The organism is Streptomyces sp. HUAS MG91, from assembly GCF_040529335.1.
GTDB classification, from domain to species: domain Bacteria; phylum Actinomycetota; class Actinomycetes; order Streptomycetales; family Streptomycetaceae; genus Streptomyces; species Streptomyces tabacisoli.
In genome coordinates, this window is the sequence record NZ_CP159534.1 from 4,531,041 (window position 1) to 4,543,030 (window position 11,990).

General features: G+C 69.8%; 13 protein-coding genes. 6 read left to right on the forward strand and 7 right to left on the reverse strand.

Translation table 11 applies throughout. From position 1 onward, the window contains the following. Window positions 1–7 precede the first annotated feature (7 nt). The 4 genes from ABII15_RS20580 to ABII15_RS20595 all read right to left on the reverse strand — a co-directional run bounded on the left by ABII15_RS20580 (window position 8) and on the right by ABII15_RS20595 (window position 4,253). Complete coding sequence (locus tag ABII15_RS20580; RefSeq protein WP_353943789.1) at window positions 8–1,567, reverse strand: SCO6880 family protein; 1,560 nt, start codon at window positions 1,565–1,567, stop codon at window positions 8–10. Further along, window positions 1,564–2,922: a hypothetical protein gene (locus ABII15_RS20585; RefSeq protein ID WP_353943790.1), complete on the reverse strand. Its 1,359-nt coding sequence runs from the start codon at window positions 2,920–2,922 to the stop codon at window positions 1,564–1,566. Before ABII15_RS20585 ends, ABII15_RS20580 begins: the two co-directional genes overlap by 4 nt. Beyond that, window positions 2,912–3,730: a hypothetical protein gene (locus tag ABII15_RS20590; protein WP_353947127.1), complete on the reverse strand. Its 819-nt coding sequence runs from the start codon at window positions 3,728–3,730 to the stop codon at window positions 2,912–2,914. Before ABII15_RS20590 ends, ABII15_RS20585 begins: the two co-directional genes overlap by 11 nt. Window positions 3,731–3,944: 214 nt before the next feature. Further along, window positions 3,945–4,253 (reverse strand): hypothetical protein, encoded by a 309-nt coding sequence (locus ABII15_RS20595; RefSeq protein ID WP_351455226.1) that lies wholly within the window; start codon window positions 4,251–4,253, stop codon window positions 3,945–3,947. Between the two features lie 353 nt (window positions 4,254–4,606). On the opposite strand from ABII15_RS20595, the gene ABII15_RS20600 reads away from it, so the two are divergent. Then, window positions 4,607–5,617, forward strand: a complete 1,011-nt coding sequence (locus ABII15_RS20600) for a bifunctional lytic transglycosylase/C40 family peptidase (RefSeq protein ID WP_353943791.1) — start codon at window positions 4,607–4,609, stop codon at window positions 5,615–5,617. 194 nt (window positions 5,618–5,811) lie between these two features. Continuing rightward, window positions 5,812–6,534 (forward strand): phosphatase PAP2 family protein, encoded by a 723-nt coding sequence (locus ABII15_RS20605; RefSeq protein ID WP_353943792.1) that lies wholly within the window; start codon window positions 5,812–5,814, stop codon window positions 6,532–6,534. 33 nt (window positions 6,535–6,567) lie between these two features. On the opposite strand, the gene ABII15_RS20610 is transcribed toward ABII15_RS20605, so the two are convergent. Then, window positions 6,568–8,157, reverse strand: coding sequence for an FAD-binding oxidoreductase (locus ABII15_RS20610; protein ID WP_353947128.1), 1,590 nt, complete (start codon window positions 8,155–8,157; stop codon window positions 6,568–6,570). Window positions 8,158–8,249: 92 nt separating this feature from the next. After that, on the reverse strand, window positions 8,250–8,414 hold the full coding sequence (locus tag ABII15_RS20615; protein ID WP_353943793.1) for a hypothetical protein: 165 nt from the start codon (window positions 8,412–8,414) through the stop codon (window positions 8,250–8,252). Window positions 8,415–8,592: 178 nt separating this feature from the next. Here ABII15_RS20615 and ABII15_RS20620 point away from each other — a divergent pair, with 178 nt between their 5' ends. Further along, on the forward strand, window positions 8,593–9,429 hold the full coding sequence (locus ABII15_RS20620) for a hypothetical protein (RefSeq protein WP_353947129.1): 837 nt from the start codon (window positions 8,593–8,595) through the stop codon (window positions 9,427–9,429). A 130-nt stretch (window positions 9,430–9,559) separates the two neighbouring features. Further along, window positions 9,560–9,745 carry a hypothetical protein gene (locus ABII15_RS20625; RefSeq protein WP_353943794.1) on the forward strand — a complete coding sequence of 62 codons (186 nt, stop codon included), beginning with the start codon at window positions 9,560–9,562 and terminating at the stop codon, window positions 9,743–9,745. A gap of 43 nt (window positions 9,746–9,788) precedes the next feature. On the opposite strand, the gene ABII15_RS20630 is transcribed toward ABII15_RS20625, so the two are convergent. Continuing rightward, window positions 9,789–10,133: a metal-sensitive transcriptional regulator gene (locus tag ABII15_RS20630; RefSeq protein WP_353943795.1), complete on the reverse strand. Its 345-nt coding sequence runs from the start codon at window positions 10,131–10,133 to the stop codon at window positions 9,789–9,791. A 181-nt stretch (window positions 10,134–10,314) separates the two neighbouring features. Between ABII15_RS20630 and ABII15_RS20635 the strand changes: the two genes are divergently transcribed. Both ABII15_RS20635 and ABII15_RS20640 read left to right on the forward strand, forming a co-directional pair. Next, entirely contained in the window at window positions 10,315–10,935 is a 621-nt protein-coding gene (locus ABII15_RS20635) for a DUF47 family protein (RefSeq protein ID WP_111665497.1), read from the forward strand. Window positions 10,936–10,944: 9 nt separating this feature from the next. Further along, a complete protein-coding gene (locus ABII15_RS20640; protein WP_018527889.1) occupies window positions 10,945–11,943 on the forward strand; it encodes an inorganic phosphate transporter in 999 nt (332 codons plus the stop codon). Window positions 11,944–11,990 lie beyond the last annotated feature (47 nt).

An 11,990-nucleotide genomic window follows, 5' to 3' on the forward strand; every position in this document is an offset into this window, starting at 1 on the left:
TCCCTCTCTACCGTCGGATGCCGGTGGCGAACGGCAAGGTGTTCACGAACGCCCGGTGGTGCTCACGGTCGCACCACTCCAGCTTCAGATAGGACTTTCCGGCCGAGGCGCGGATGGTGCGCTTGTCGCGGGCGAGGGCGTCGGGGTTGCGGGAGGAGACGGTGATGTAGCCGACGAGGTTCACGCCCGCCGCGCCGCTCGCCAGGTCCTCGCCGCGCTGGTCGAGGCGGCCGTGGGCGGCGATGTCGCGCGGGTCGACCGTCCGGTTCATCTTGGCGGCGCGGGACGCCTCCGCGTCGTCGTTCGTCTTCTCGGTCAGCATGCGCTCGATGGCGACCTCGGTGGGTTCGAGGTCCATGGTGACGGCGACCGTGCGGATGACGTCGGGCGTGTGGACGAGGAGCGGGGCCAGGAAGTTGACGCCGACCGGCGTCATCGGCCACTCCTTCACCCAGGCCGTGGCGTGGCACCACGGCGCCCGCGTCGACGACTCGCGCGTCTTCGCCTGGAGGTAGGTGGGCTCCATCGCGTCCAGCTCGGCGGGCCACGCGTTGCGCTTGGTCATCGCCTGGATGTGGTCGATGGGGTGGTCCGGGTCGTACATGGAGTGCACGAGCGAGGCGAGCCGGCCCTGGCCCAGCGGCTGCCGTACGCGGATGTCGGCTTCCTGGAGCCGCGAGCAGATGTCGGTCAGCTCGCGCGCCATGACGACGGCGAGTCCCGCGTCGCGGTCGACCTTCCGGCCGGCCTTGGGGCGGGAGGCGCGCGCCATCGCGTTGGCCTCGGCGGCCAGCTCGCGCGTGTAGTGCATGCAGGCCACCAGATACGCGCGGTGCTGCTCGCTGCTGGTCGACACCATGGACTGCAGCTGGTCGTACGACTCCTGGAGCCAGCCGAGCGCACGCTCGTCGCCGCGGACGGCGACGTCCTTGGCGTGCGCGTCGGGGTCGGCGGGCAGGGTCCGGGCGAGCATCTGGAGGCGGGTGACGAACCCGTCGCCGTTCGCCACGTGCTTGAGCAGGGTGCCGAAGCGGTCGACGAGGGCTTCCTGGTCCTCGGAGTCGCGCAGGCCGACGCCCGGGCCCTCGATCTCGATCGCGGCGGTCACCGTGCGCCGGTCCGCGTGCAGCAGGACGGCGATCTCGTCGGGGCCGAACGGCGCCGCGAGCCAGGTCAGCCGGCCGATGCCGGGCGGCGGGCCGATCTCGACCTCGCGCCCGTCGAGCCGGACACCGGCTTCGGTGACGCCCGAGCGGTAGGCGGAGCCGCGCTTCAGCTGCCGCTTGTAGCTGCGGTTGATCTCGAACCACTTGTAGAAGGTGCGGTGCCGGTACGGGACGTAGACCGCCGCCAGGGCGAGCAGCGGGAAGCCCATGAGCAGCACGATGCGCAGGGACAGAACGGGGACGAGCAGTCCGCACATCATGCCGAGGAAGGCACCCGCGATGATCAGGAAGAGCTCTCCCGACTCGCGGTTCCTGCCGACGATCGCGTTCGGCCGCGCGCGGCCGATCAGATATGTACGGCGGGGCGTGACCGGAGGGGACACGTGGGACTGGGTCGTCAACGCCCTGCACCTCCTTGCCGATTGCCGTTGTTACTGGTGGAGCCGGTCGAGCCGGTGCTGCTCCCGCGGTTGCCGGCGTGCGGGGTGTTCGTGGGACTGGTGCGCGGCGGGGGTGCGGCGGAGGGGACAGTTCCGCCGCCGCCCCCTGCCGCGCCCTGCCGCGTGCTGTGCGCGGCCACCCCGCCGGACACGGGGTTGGCGGGACGGGCCTGGCCGGCGCCGCCCCCGCCGCCGCCGTCCTGACGGGCGCTGTGGGTCTTGATGCCCTGGGAGACGAGTGCGGCGGGCGAGGTGAACGCGGCGGCCGCCTTGCCCTCCGCGCCCTGCATGATCCGGTTCTTGCGGACGTTGGCCATCTCGTCGCCGAAGCCGGGGACGAAGCGGTAGATCATGCCGCTGGCGAAGATGGCGAGCAGGATGATGGCGAGGCCGGAGACCACCGCGGCGAGCGAGTCGGGGCCGCCGGCGCTGGTGGACAGCGCTCCGGCCAGTCCCAGCACGATCACGATGACCGGTTTCACCAGGATGACGGCGACCATGATCCCGACCCAGCGGCGGACATGGCCCCACAGGTTCTTGTCGACGAGGCCCGAGTACACGACGACGCCGAGCAGCGCGCCCACGTAGAGCAGGACCGCGCGCAGGTACAGCTCCAGGTAGAGCACGCCCGCCGCGACGATGGACACCAGCGACACGACGATCAGCATGATCGGGCCGCCGCCGATGTTGTCGCCCTGTTTCAGGGCTTCGGAGAACGTGCCGAAGAACGCGTCCGTCTGATTGCCCGTCGCCTTCGCCAGGACGTCGGTCACGCCGTCCGTCGCGGAGACGACCGTGTAGAGGATCAGCGGGGTGAACGCGGAGGCCAGCACCGTCAGCCAGAGGAAGCCGACGGCCTCGGACAGCGCGGTGCTGAGGGGGACGCCACGCACGGCGCGCTTGGCCACGGCCATCAGCCACAGGACGAGGGTCAGGATGGTCGAGGCGGCGAACACGACGGCGTACTGCTGGAGGAACTTCTCGTTGGTGAAGTCCACCTGTGCCGTCTTCTGCACGGCTTCGCTCAGCTTGTCGACGGTCCAGGCGGCGGCGTCGGCGCAGCCCTTGGCGAGGCTGGAGAGGGGGTCCAGGGGGTTGGTGGTGCTGTCCAGGGGGTTGCTGCCGGGACCACCGGACGAACCGGACCCGCTGCCGTCCCGTTCGCAGTAGTTCTTGGCTGGGCCCCGGATGAGGTCGCAGGGGTCGTTTCCGGGGTCCGGTGCGGCGACGGCATGCGTCGCCAGCAGGATTGCCCCGGCCTGGACGGTGGTGACCACTCCGGCGAGCGTGAGGGTGCGGCGGCTGCTAGCGGGCATAGGTGAACCCTCCGTACTCCTCCACGGCCTTGGCCATGTCGTCGGCCGTGGAGGCCCGCTGGTCACGGCCCACGGGGACGGGGCCGTCCTTCTGCGTGAAGTCCTCGACCTTCCAGTCGCCGTTCACCCAGTGCAGCTTGTAGCTGTTGGTATACCAGCTTTCGGAGACCGGGTTCGTGGTGCTCTCACCTGCCAGGCCGAACAGGGACGAGTACCAGATCGAGACGGTCGCCGTCGTGTCCTGATAGGCGGTGGTCTTGGTGCCCACGGGGATGATGCGCGAGACGAACGTCGTGCCGGTGGGTGCCGACCCGTCCTTGTTGAGGCCGATGCCGGTCAGGAAGCGCTCGCTGGAGTAGACCTTGTCGAGATCGGCGCGGCGGGCGTTGGCGGCTGACGAGGTGTAGACGGTGTCGACGATGCGGTCCCGCTTGGCCTTGTCGAACATGTCGGCGGAGCCGAGCTGCACCGCATAATTGGCGGCAGCCGACTGCGCCCCCTGCTCGTCATGGGCGAAGCCCGAGCTCACCGGCTTCGTGCCGGTCGGGGACGTGGGGGAGGAGTCCGCGCCGGAGGCGGAACTGCCCTTGGAGCCGGAGGACGGGTGGTCGTCACCGCCCCGGTTCGCGAACGCGATGGCCGCGATGAGCAGCACCACGACACCCACCACGGTGACCAGCGACCGGGACGACGAACGGCCCGGTCTGCGCCCGCCCCCGTACCCGTCGGGCCCCTCCGGGAGCCGCGTCCGGGTCTGGCCGGTGCCGCCGTAGAGGTCGTCGTCGCCTTGCCGGCCGTCGAGACTCATTCCGGGCACGCCCCCTCAACCTTGTGCTGAACCGCCGCATACGCCAACGCCACGTACGACGGTAGCTGTGCTGGTTCCCGCGCGGGCGGGCTGTGGTGACTCGGCATCAGGGGGACGCAACCTCAGTCGGTGGGCACGACGGGACAAGTGGGACAGGGGTGAAGAAGAGGTAACCGAACACGGCCGGCCCGAAACTGATGGTGCGTGAGCCGGGCTAGACGGCCATGCCGTACACGATCGTGAAAAGGGTGCCGAGCGACCCGATGATGAAGACCCCGGTCAGCCCCGCGATGATCAGGCCCTTGCCCTGCTCCGCGCTGAAGGTGTCGCGCAGCGCCGTCGCCCCGATCCGTTGCTTGGCGGCGCCCCAGATCGCGATCCCGAGGCACAGGAGGATGGCCACGGCCATCACCACCTCGACCATCACGCGTGCCTCGTTGCCCAGGGTCCCGAACGGGCCCCAGTCCGGGGCGATCCCGCCGATGATGGTCGTGATGTCGCCTTTTTCGGCTGCCAGCAGCATGTGTAACTCACCGCCCCAAGTGGGTAGTTCTGTCGCCTCCGCCGCAGCGCAGAGGTCACGCCCATTGTTCCTCAGAACCGCGCACATGCCTGCCGACTTGGCGCCATTCGTTGGCCGAGTTTCTGTGTTTTTCGCGTTTCTTTGGTGTACGGGAGGCCGGTGGGACGGATCCGTATACGAAGAAACGTACGGTCACTCTATGTATCACGTGTGATTACGTGGAGCAATGAGCCCGCGGGCCGGTCGGGGGCGGGGCGTGACGCACCAGCGGTTCGGGCGGGCCGGTGCGGGGGAGGCTTCCCCGCCTACACTGTGGCCTCGGTGGACTCCCGTGCGGCGAAGGGCGGTTGACGGTGCGTAAGGCGTGGATCGTCGCGGGCGCGGGGGTCGCCGGAGGGACCGGGTTCGTGACCCTGCTCGTCGTGGGGACGTACATGGTGGCCGGAAACCTCACGAACGGGGTGGGGCAGGGCGCCGTCGGGCTCGCCAAGGGCGCCGTGCCGGCCGCCTACCAGTCGCTGGTCCAGAAGTGGGGCAATCTCTGCCCATCCATCAATCCGGCGCTGCTCGCGGCCCAGCTCTACCAGGAGAGCGGATTCAACCCGAACGCCAAGTCGCCGGCGAAGGCGTACGGCATCGCCCAGTTCATCGAGGGCACCTGGGCCTCCCACGGGGTCGACGGGGACGGCGACGGGGACAAGGACATCTGGGACCCGAACGACGCCATCCCGTCCGCCGCCTCCTACGACTGCGCGCTGGCCTCGTACGTGAAGGACGTGCCCGGCGACCAGACGAAGAACATGCTCGCCTCGTACAACGCCGGCGCCTACGCCGTCATCAAGTACAAGGGCGTGCCGCCCTACCGCGAGACCCAGAACTACGTGAAGACCATCACGACCCTGGAGCAGAGCTTCGCCCGGCCCGTCGGGCGGGTGCAGCCCTCGCAGCAGGCCGCGGCCGCCATCACCTACGCGCAGAAGAAGCTCGGCACGGAGTACCTGTGGGGCGGGAACGGGACGGCGGACCAGGGCGGGCGGTTCGACTGTTCGGGGCTGACCCTGGCCTCGTACGCCAGTGTGGGGATCGAGCTGCCGCGTGTCGCCAACGACCAGTACAACGCCGGCCCGCACCCCAAGCGGGACGAGCTGCTCCCCGGTGACCTGGTCTTCTTCTCCGACGACCTCACCAACAGCCGGGCCATCCGGCACGTCGGGATCTACGTCGGCGGCGGATACATGATCGACGCGCCGCGGCCGGGCGCCGTGATCCGGTTCGATCCCGTCGACACGCCTGATTACTTCGGGGCGACCCGGGTAACGGAGGATGGCGCGAAAGCGGTGCCCAGTGCGTCGCCGGAAGTGTGACGTGGCCGGAACTCTCCGTTAACCCCAGGCTCTGAGCTGCGGGTTCGTGTCTCTCTTCGATAACGTCTGCGTGATCATTCGGTGGAATGTGGAACGGAGTGAGTGAGGCTGTGCGTTCCTTTTTCTGAACCGATTGAAGTCCACGGGGGTGGCCGACACGGGTAGCACGCAGATGATGAAGGGGCCGCTGAGCTATGGCTGGACTCGAGGCACTCGCAGCACTCGAGACTTCCGGGTCGAACCCTGACGTCACGCTGCTCTACGACATCAACGGACTGGCCGCGGACGCGCCCGGCTGGTTCGACCGCACGATGGAGTTCGTCGGCGAGTACGGGATTCTGCTCGGCCTCGTCCTCGTCGCGCTCTGGACCTGGTGGGGCGCGCGCAAGCGCGAGACCCTCGATGACGCCGCGTCCTCGGTCGCCGCCGTCGTGTGGGCGCCGCTGGCCGCCGCCGTCGCGGTTCTGGTCAATGTGCCGATCCGGGGGTTCGTCGAGCGGCCGCGGCCGTTCAGAGACCACGACGGGCTCACCGTCCTGGTGGACGGCAAGAACGACTTCTCGTTCGTCAGCGACCACGCCACGCTGGCCATGGCCATGGGCGCGGCCCTCTTCGTCGCCCACCGCAGGCTCGGGTTCGCCGCGATCGGGCTCGCCGTTCTCGAAGGGTTCTGCCGGGTCTTCATGGGCGTGCACTACCCGACCGACGTCGTCGGCGGGTTCGCGCTCGGTACGGCCGTCGCGCTGCTGCTCTCGCCGCTGGCCTCGGCGCTGATCACGCCGCTCGCGCGGGCCGTCGGGCGGACCCGGCGGGTTTCGTGGCTGGTCTGGGCGCCGAGCGCGGTGCCGGCCGCCGTGGAGATTCCTGAGGCCCGGGGGGCCTCCGGGGGGGCCGAGGAGCGGGATCTCGCCGCTTGAGGGGCCGTCGCGTCGCGTGCGGTTCCCCGCGCCCTACAGCGACTGCGGGAACGTGAAGAAGCCCTCGGGGTCGTACTGCTTCTTCAGCTTCGTCAGGCGGGGCGCCGCGTCCCCGTAGTAGGCCTTCTTCCAGTCGGTCAGCGTCGGGTCCGTGTAGTTCTGGTACGCCGCGCCGGACGCGTACGGGCGCATCGCGTCGTGTGCTCTTTTCAGCCAGTCGCGGGCCGACGCGCCGGACGTGCCCGCGCGCCAGCTCACGATGTACTGCGCGAGCATCCGCGAGCGGCGGTGGACGAACGCCGTCGCCGTCGGGTCCACCCGGTTGACCGCGCCGCCGAGCGCCGTGAGGGCGACCGAGCCCGCGCCCGACGAGACCGCCGACAGCTGGCGCAGGAGCGTGCGCACGCCCGCGTCCGACAGGTTCCGGTCGAAGAAGTCCGAGTGGGCCGCGTACGTCTCGCGCTGGAGCGCGCCCCGCGCCGAGCGGCCCGGGGTGGCGCCCGGCAGATGGCACTGGGCGTCGGAGGAGAAGCCGGAGCAGCCCGCGTAGATCTCCATGGCCTCCTCGTAGGAGTGGCGCTTGAGGGAGACCGAGGAGGCCGGGCCGGGGCCGCCGGAGCCGTCGGCGAGGCGGTCCACCGCGTTCTGCAGCTCGGTGTACGTGCCCAGCGAGAACGCGGAGACGGAGACGGTGGGGGTGCCGCCCGCCGCGTTCGCCACGTGCAGCGACGACCAGATCTCGTCCGGCTGGGCGGGGCCCCACTTCTGCCACGCCTTGAGGACCGTGGCCGCCTTCGACCAGGGCCAGGACATGTACGCGGAGACGCCCTGCGGGGCCGGATGGGTCTTGAAGCGGAGCTCGGTGACGACCCCGAACTGGCCGTTGCCCGCGCCGCGCAGCGCCCAGAACAGGTCTTTGTTGGTGCGGGCGTCGGCGGTCAGCTCCTTGCCGTCCGCCGTGATCAGGGTGGCGCCGGTGAGGCTGTCGCAGGTCAGGCCGTAGGCCCGGGAGACGACGCCGTGGCCGCCGCCGAGCGCCAGGCCCGAGACGCCGACCGTGGGGCAGGAGCCCGCCGGGATCGTGACGCCCTTGGCCGCCAGCGCCCGGTAGACGTCGATGAGCTTCGCGCCGGCGCCGACGACCGCCTCGCCGCCCGAGGCGCGGACCGACTTCATGCGGGACACGTCGAGGATCAGCCGGCCGTTGCCCGAGGACCAGCCCGCGTACGAGTGGCCGCCGTTGCGTATCGCCACCGGGACCCGGTGCGCGCGGGCGTACGCCAGCGTCGTCCGCAGGTCGTCGCGGCCCGCGACATAGGCGACCGCCGTCGGTCTCAGGTCGTCGAAGCGGGTGTTGTACAGCTGGCGGGCCGCCGCCCACTGCGCCTGGCCGGGGCGGACCAGGGAGCCGTCGAGGTCCTTGGCGAGCGCGTCCAGGTTCGCCGCGGCCGTCGCGCGGGCCGAGGCGCTGGTGGAAGCGCTCGTCGAGCGGAGGGAGGAGGAGTTCGACGCCGATGCCGAGGTGGATGCCGCCGGGGCCGCGCCGGACGACGCGGTGCAGGCCGAGGCCGCTGTCGCCGTGAGTGCCGCCGCCGATGCCGCCATGAACGTACGCCGTTCCATGCCCGTGCCCATGTCCGTTCCGCCTCCCGTAGCCCCCGGGGTACGAGACGTGAACCGGGAGCCGTGGGTTCCCTGTACCCCCTCGGGGCCCGTCAGGCGGCGTCGACGTGTTCCTCCGCGTCCGTACGGGCTCTGCTGCGCGCCCTTCTGGCCGGTCCGCGCCAGCCGCAGGTACAGCGGGCGAGACAGAATCTGCCCTGTTCCACGACCGTCGTGGCGTGGTGCGTCTGCTGCTGGTCCTGCTGTCGCCCGTCCACGGCGCCACGGTAGCGGGCTTGTGTGAACCCTCCTGTAAACCCCCCGTTCGCGTGACGGGCGACCCTACTCGTCGTTAACCGGAACGACAGAGGGGCCGCACGACGCACAGACAGGCTTGGGGGTAGGCAAGCGATGGTGGTGCAGCAGGACGGGCGTTCGGCAGGCTCGGCGAGCCCGATGGGGCCGCCGCGGTCGGCGCGCAGAGCGGCGGTGGCCGTCGCGCTGGCGGGCGTCGTGGCCGGTGCGGCCGGATGCGGTGGCGGCGCCAGCGCCGGAGAGCGCGAGAGCGACCCGGCCAGGGCCGTGCGGGACGCCCCCGACCGGCTGATCCGCGAGGGCAGTTCCCAGGCGCGTACGTCGATGCAGATGGCCAGCGGCGGCACCCGGGTCACCATCCGGGGCGAGGGCGTCTACGACTACCGGGCCGGGCTCGGGCAGCTCCAGGTGCGGCTCCCGCAGGACGCGGCCGGCGCCCAGGAGCACCGGCCCATCACCGAGCTCCTCGCGCCCGGCGCCCTCTACATGAAGAACCGGGGCGCGGGCGTGCCCGCCGACAAGTGGGTGCGGCTCGACACCGCCTCCCTGAACGACGGGAACCTCGTCACCGGCGGCGCCACCGATCCGCTCACCGCCGCCGAACTGCTGCGCGGCGCGCGGGAGGTGACGTACGCCGGGGAGAGCGAGGTCGCCGGGGTGCCGACCCGGCACTACAAGGGGCGCATCGATCTCGCCGCCGCCGCGAGGGCCGCGTCCGCGGGGAACCGGAAGGCGCTGGCCGCGGCGGTGAAAGGGTTCGGCAGTTCGCCGGTGCCCTTCGACGTGTACCTGGACGACGAGGGACTGATCCGGAAGATCACGCACCGCTTCAGCTTCGCCGAGCAGCAGGCGGCCGGGCAGCCGAAGAAGGATGTGGACGTCGCCTCGACGACGCTGCTCTACGGGTTCGGGAAGCCGGCGAAGGTCGCGCTTCCCGACAAGAAGGACATCTACGCGGGGAAGGTCGCCGAGCCGTAGTCGCGGTGATCCAGTGCGCGCGGGGTTCCTCCGGGGGAGCGGAAATGGTTCTTCCGTGCCATGCGCCGGGCGTGAACGGCTGCCTACTCTAGGAAGCCGACTCCATGAGTCGGCAACCGCGGAAGGGGTGATGTGCGTGGCTCCGCTGGGCGGTACGGCTGTTCAGGACTACGTCGCCCTCGCCGAGATCGAGCTCTGTGGAGAGCTGATCATCGCGGCCTCCGCCGTCTCCGAGGGACGGCTCAGCGCGGACCGGATCGACGAGGTGCTGCGGGTCGCAGAGGCGTTGCCCGAAAGCCCGAACGACCTGCACTGACGCGGGTGACGGCCCCCCATGGGCCGTCGCCCGCCCCGCGCGCTCAGGTGCGCAGCAGCCGCGCGATCGCCTTCGTGGCCTCCTCGACCTTGGCGTCGATCTCCTCGCCGCCCTTGAGTGCGGCGTCCGCCACACAGTGGCGCAGGTGCTCCTCCAGGAGTTGCAGCGCGAACGACTGCAGGGCCTTCGTGGAGGCCGAGACCTGGGTGAGTATGTCGATGCAGTAGACGTCCTCGTCCACCATGCGCTGGAGCCCGCGGATCTGGCCCTCGATCCGGCGCAGGCGCTTGAGGTGCTCGGCCTTCTGGTGGTGGTAGCCGTGGATGCCGCGGTCGTGGTCGGTCACGATCTCGGCCGTGGGCTCTGCTTCGGTGGCGTCCGTGGTCATCGTGTCCGACCTCCCGTTGTCATGCTCGTATACCCCCGGTGGGTATAGGGTAACCGATTTGCCGCACCCCGTGCTGATCACTGTGCCTGATGGGCGACACTGGGGGAACGCCGGTTAGCCGTGGCCGGATGATGCGCCTAGCATCAGCCTGACCCAATCCAGAGCACCCCGAGGACCCCCAGTGCGCTTTCGTCTGACCCCCAGGGAGACGAGCTTCTACGACATGTTCGCCGCATCCGCGGACAACATCGTCACGGGCTCGAAGCTCCTGATGGAACTGCTCGGAGCGGACTCCTCCGCCCGGGCCGAGATCGCGGAGCGGATGCGGGCAGCCGAACACGCCGGTGACGACGCCACCCACGCGATCTTCCATCAGCTGAACTCCTCGTTCATCACGCCCTTCGACCGCGAGGACATCTACAACCTCGCGTCGTCCCTCGACGACATCATGGACTTCATGGAGGAGGCCGTCGACCTCGTCGTCCTCTACCAGGTCGAGGAGCTGCCCAAGGGCGTCGAGCAGCAGATCGAGGTCCTGGCCCGGGCGGCCGAGCTGACCGCCGAGGCCATGCCCAATCTGCGGACGATGGACAACCTCACCGAGTACTGGATCGAGGTCAACCGTCTGGAGAACCAGGCCGACCAGATCCACCGCAAGCTTCTGGCCACGCTCTTCAACGGCAAGTACGACGCCATCGAGGTGCTGAAGCTGAAGCAGATCGTGGATGTGCTGGAGGAAGCCGCCGACGCGTTCGAGCATGTCGCCAACACGGTGGAGACCATCGCCGTGAAGGAGTCCTGAGGCCGGCTCATGGACACCTTCTCCCTGATCGTGACGATCGGCGTCGCGCTCGGATTCACGTACACGAACGGCTTTCACGACTCCGCGAACGCCATCGCCACTTCCGTATCCACTCGTGCCCTGACGCCCCGTGCGGCGCTCGCCATGGCCGCGGTCATGAACCTCGCCGGTGCCTTCCTCGGCAGCGGTGTCGCCAAGACGGTGAGTGAGGGGATCATCGCGACCCCCGAGGGCGACAAGGGCATGGGCATTCTGTTCGCCGCCCTCGCCGGCGCCATCGTGTGGAACCTCATCACCTGGTACTTCGGGCTTCCCTCGTCGTCCTCGCACGCCCTGTTCGGTGGAATGGTGGGTGCCGCCCTCGCGGGCGGGACCACCGTCTACTGGTCCGGGGTGTGGGAGAAGATCGTCATCCCGATGTTCACGTCGCCGGTGATCGGTCTCGTCGTCGGTTACCTGGTGATGACGGCCATCATGTGGCTCTTCCGGCGCTCCAACCCGCACAAGGCCAAGCGCGGCTTCCGGATCGCGCAGACCGTCTCGGCGGCCGGCATGGCGCTCGGCCACGGCCTCCAGGACGCGCAGAAGACCATGGGCATCGTGGTCATGGCGCTGGTCATCGGCGGCCACGAGACGTTCGAGGACCCGATTCCGGTCTGGGTCAAGATCGTCTGTGCCGTGATGCTGTCGCTCGGCACGTACGCGGGCGGCTGGCGCATCATGCGGACGCTCGGCCGCAAGATCATCGAGCTGGACCCGCCGCAGGGGTTCGCCGCCGAGACGACCGGCGCCTCGATCATGTTCGGCTCGGCGTTCCTGTTCCACGCGCCGATCTCGACGACCCACGTCATCACCTCGGCGATCATGGGTGTCGGGGCGACGAAGCGGGTGAACGCCGTGCGGTGGGGTGTCGCCAAGAACATCGTCATCGGGTGGTTCATCACGATGCCGGCCGCAGCCCTGGTCGCTGCCGCGTCCTACGGGATTGTCTGGCTGGCCTTCGGTTAGGTCCCGGCCGGGCCCGGCCCACTGAAAAGCCGCGGTCGCGTCTGCTC

Excerpts from the sequence above, each read along its gene's own strand:
- ABII15_RS20590 (WP_353947127.1), bottom strand. The coding sequence starts at position 3,730 with ATGAGTCTCGACGGCCGGCAAGGCGACGACGACCTCTACGGCGGCACC.
- ABII15_RS20630 (WP_353943795.1), bottom strand. The coding sequence starts at position 10,133 with ATGACCACGGACGCCACCGAAGCAGAGCCCACGGCCGAGATCGTGACC.
- ABII15_RS20625 (WP_353943794.1), top strand. The coding sequence starts at position 9,560 with ATGTGCGTGGCTCCGCTGGGCGGTACGGCTGTTCAGGACTACGTCGCC.
- ABII15_RS20610 (WP_353947128.1), bottom strand. The coding sequence starts at position 8,157 with ATGGAACGGCGTACGTTCATGGCGGCATCGGCGGCGGCACTCACGGCG.
- ABII15_RS20605 (WP_353943792.1), top strand. The coding sequence starts at position 5,812 with ATGGCTGGACTCGAGGCACTCGCAGCACTCGAGACTTCCGGGTCGAAC.
- ABII15_RS20640 (WP_018527889.1), top strand. The coding sequence starts at position 10,945 with ATGGACACCTTCTCCCTGATCGTGACGATCGGCGTCGCGCTCGGATTC.
- ABII15_RS20595 (WP_351455226.1), bottom strand. The coding sequence starts at position 4,253 with ATGCTGCTGGCAGCCGAAAAAGGCGACATCACGACCATCATCGGCGGG.
- ABII15_RS20620 (WP_353947129.1), top strand. The coding sequence starts at position 8,593 with ATGGGGCCGCCGCGGTCGGCGCGCAGAGCGGCGGTGGCCGTCGCGCTG.
- ABII15_RS20585 (WP_353943790.1), bottom strand. The coding sequence starts at position 2,922 with ATGCCCGCTAGCAGCCGCCGCACCCTCACGCTCGCCGGAGTGGTCACC.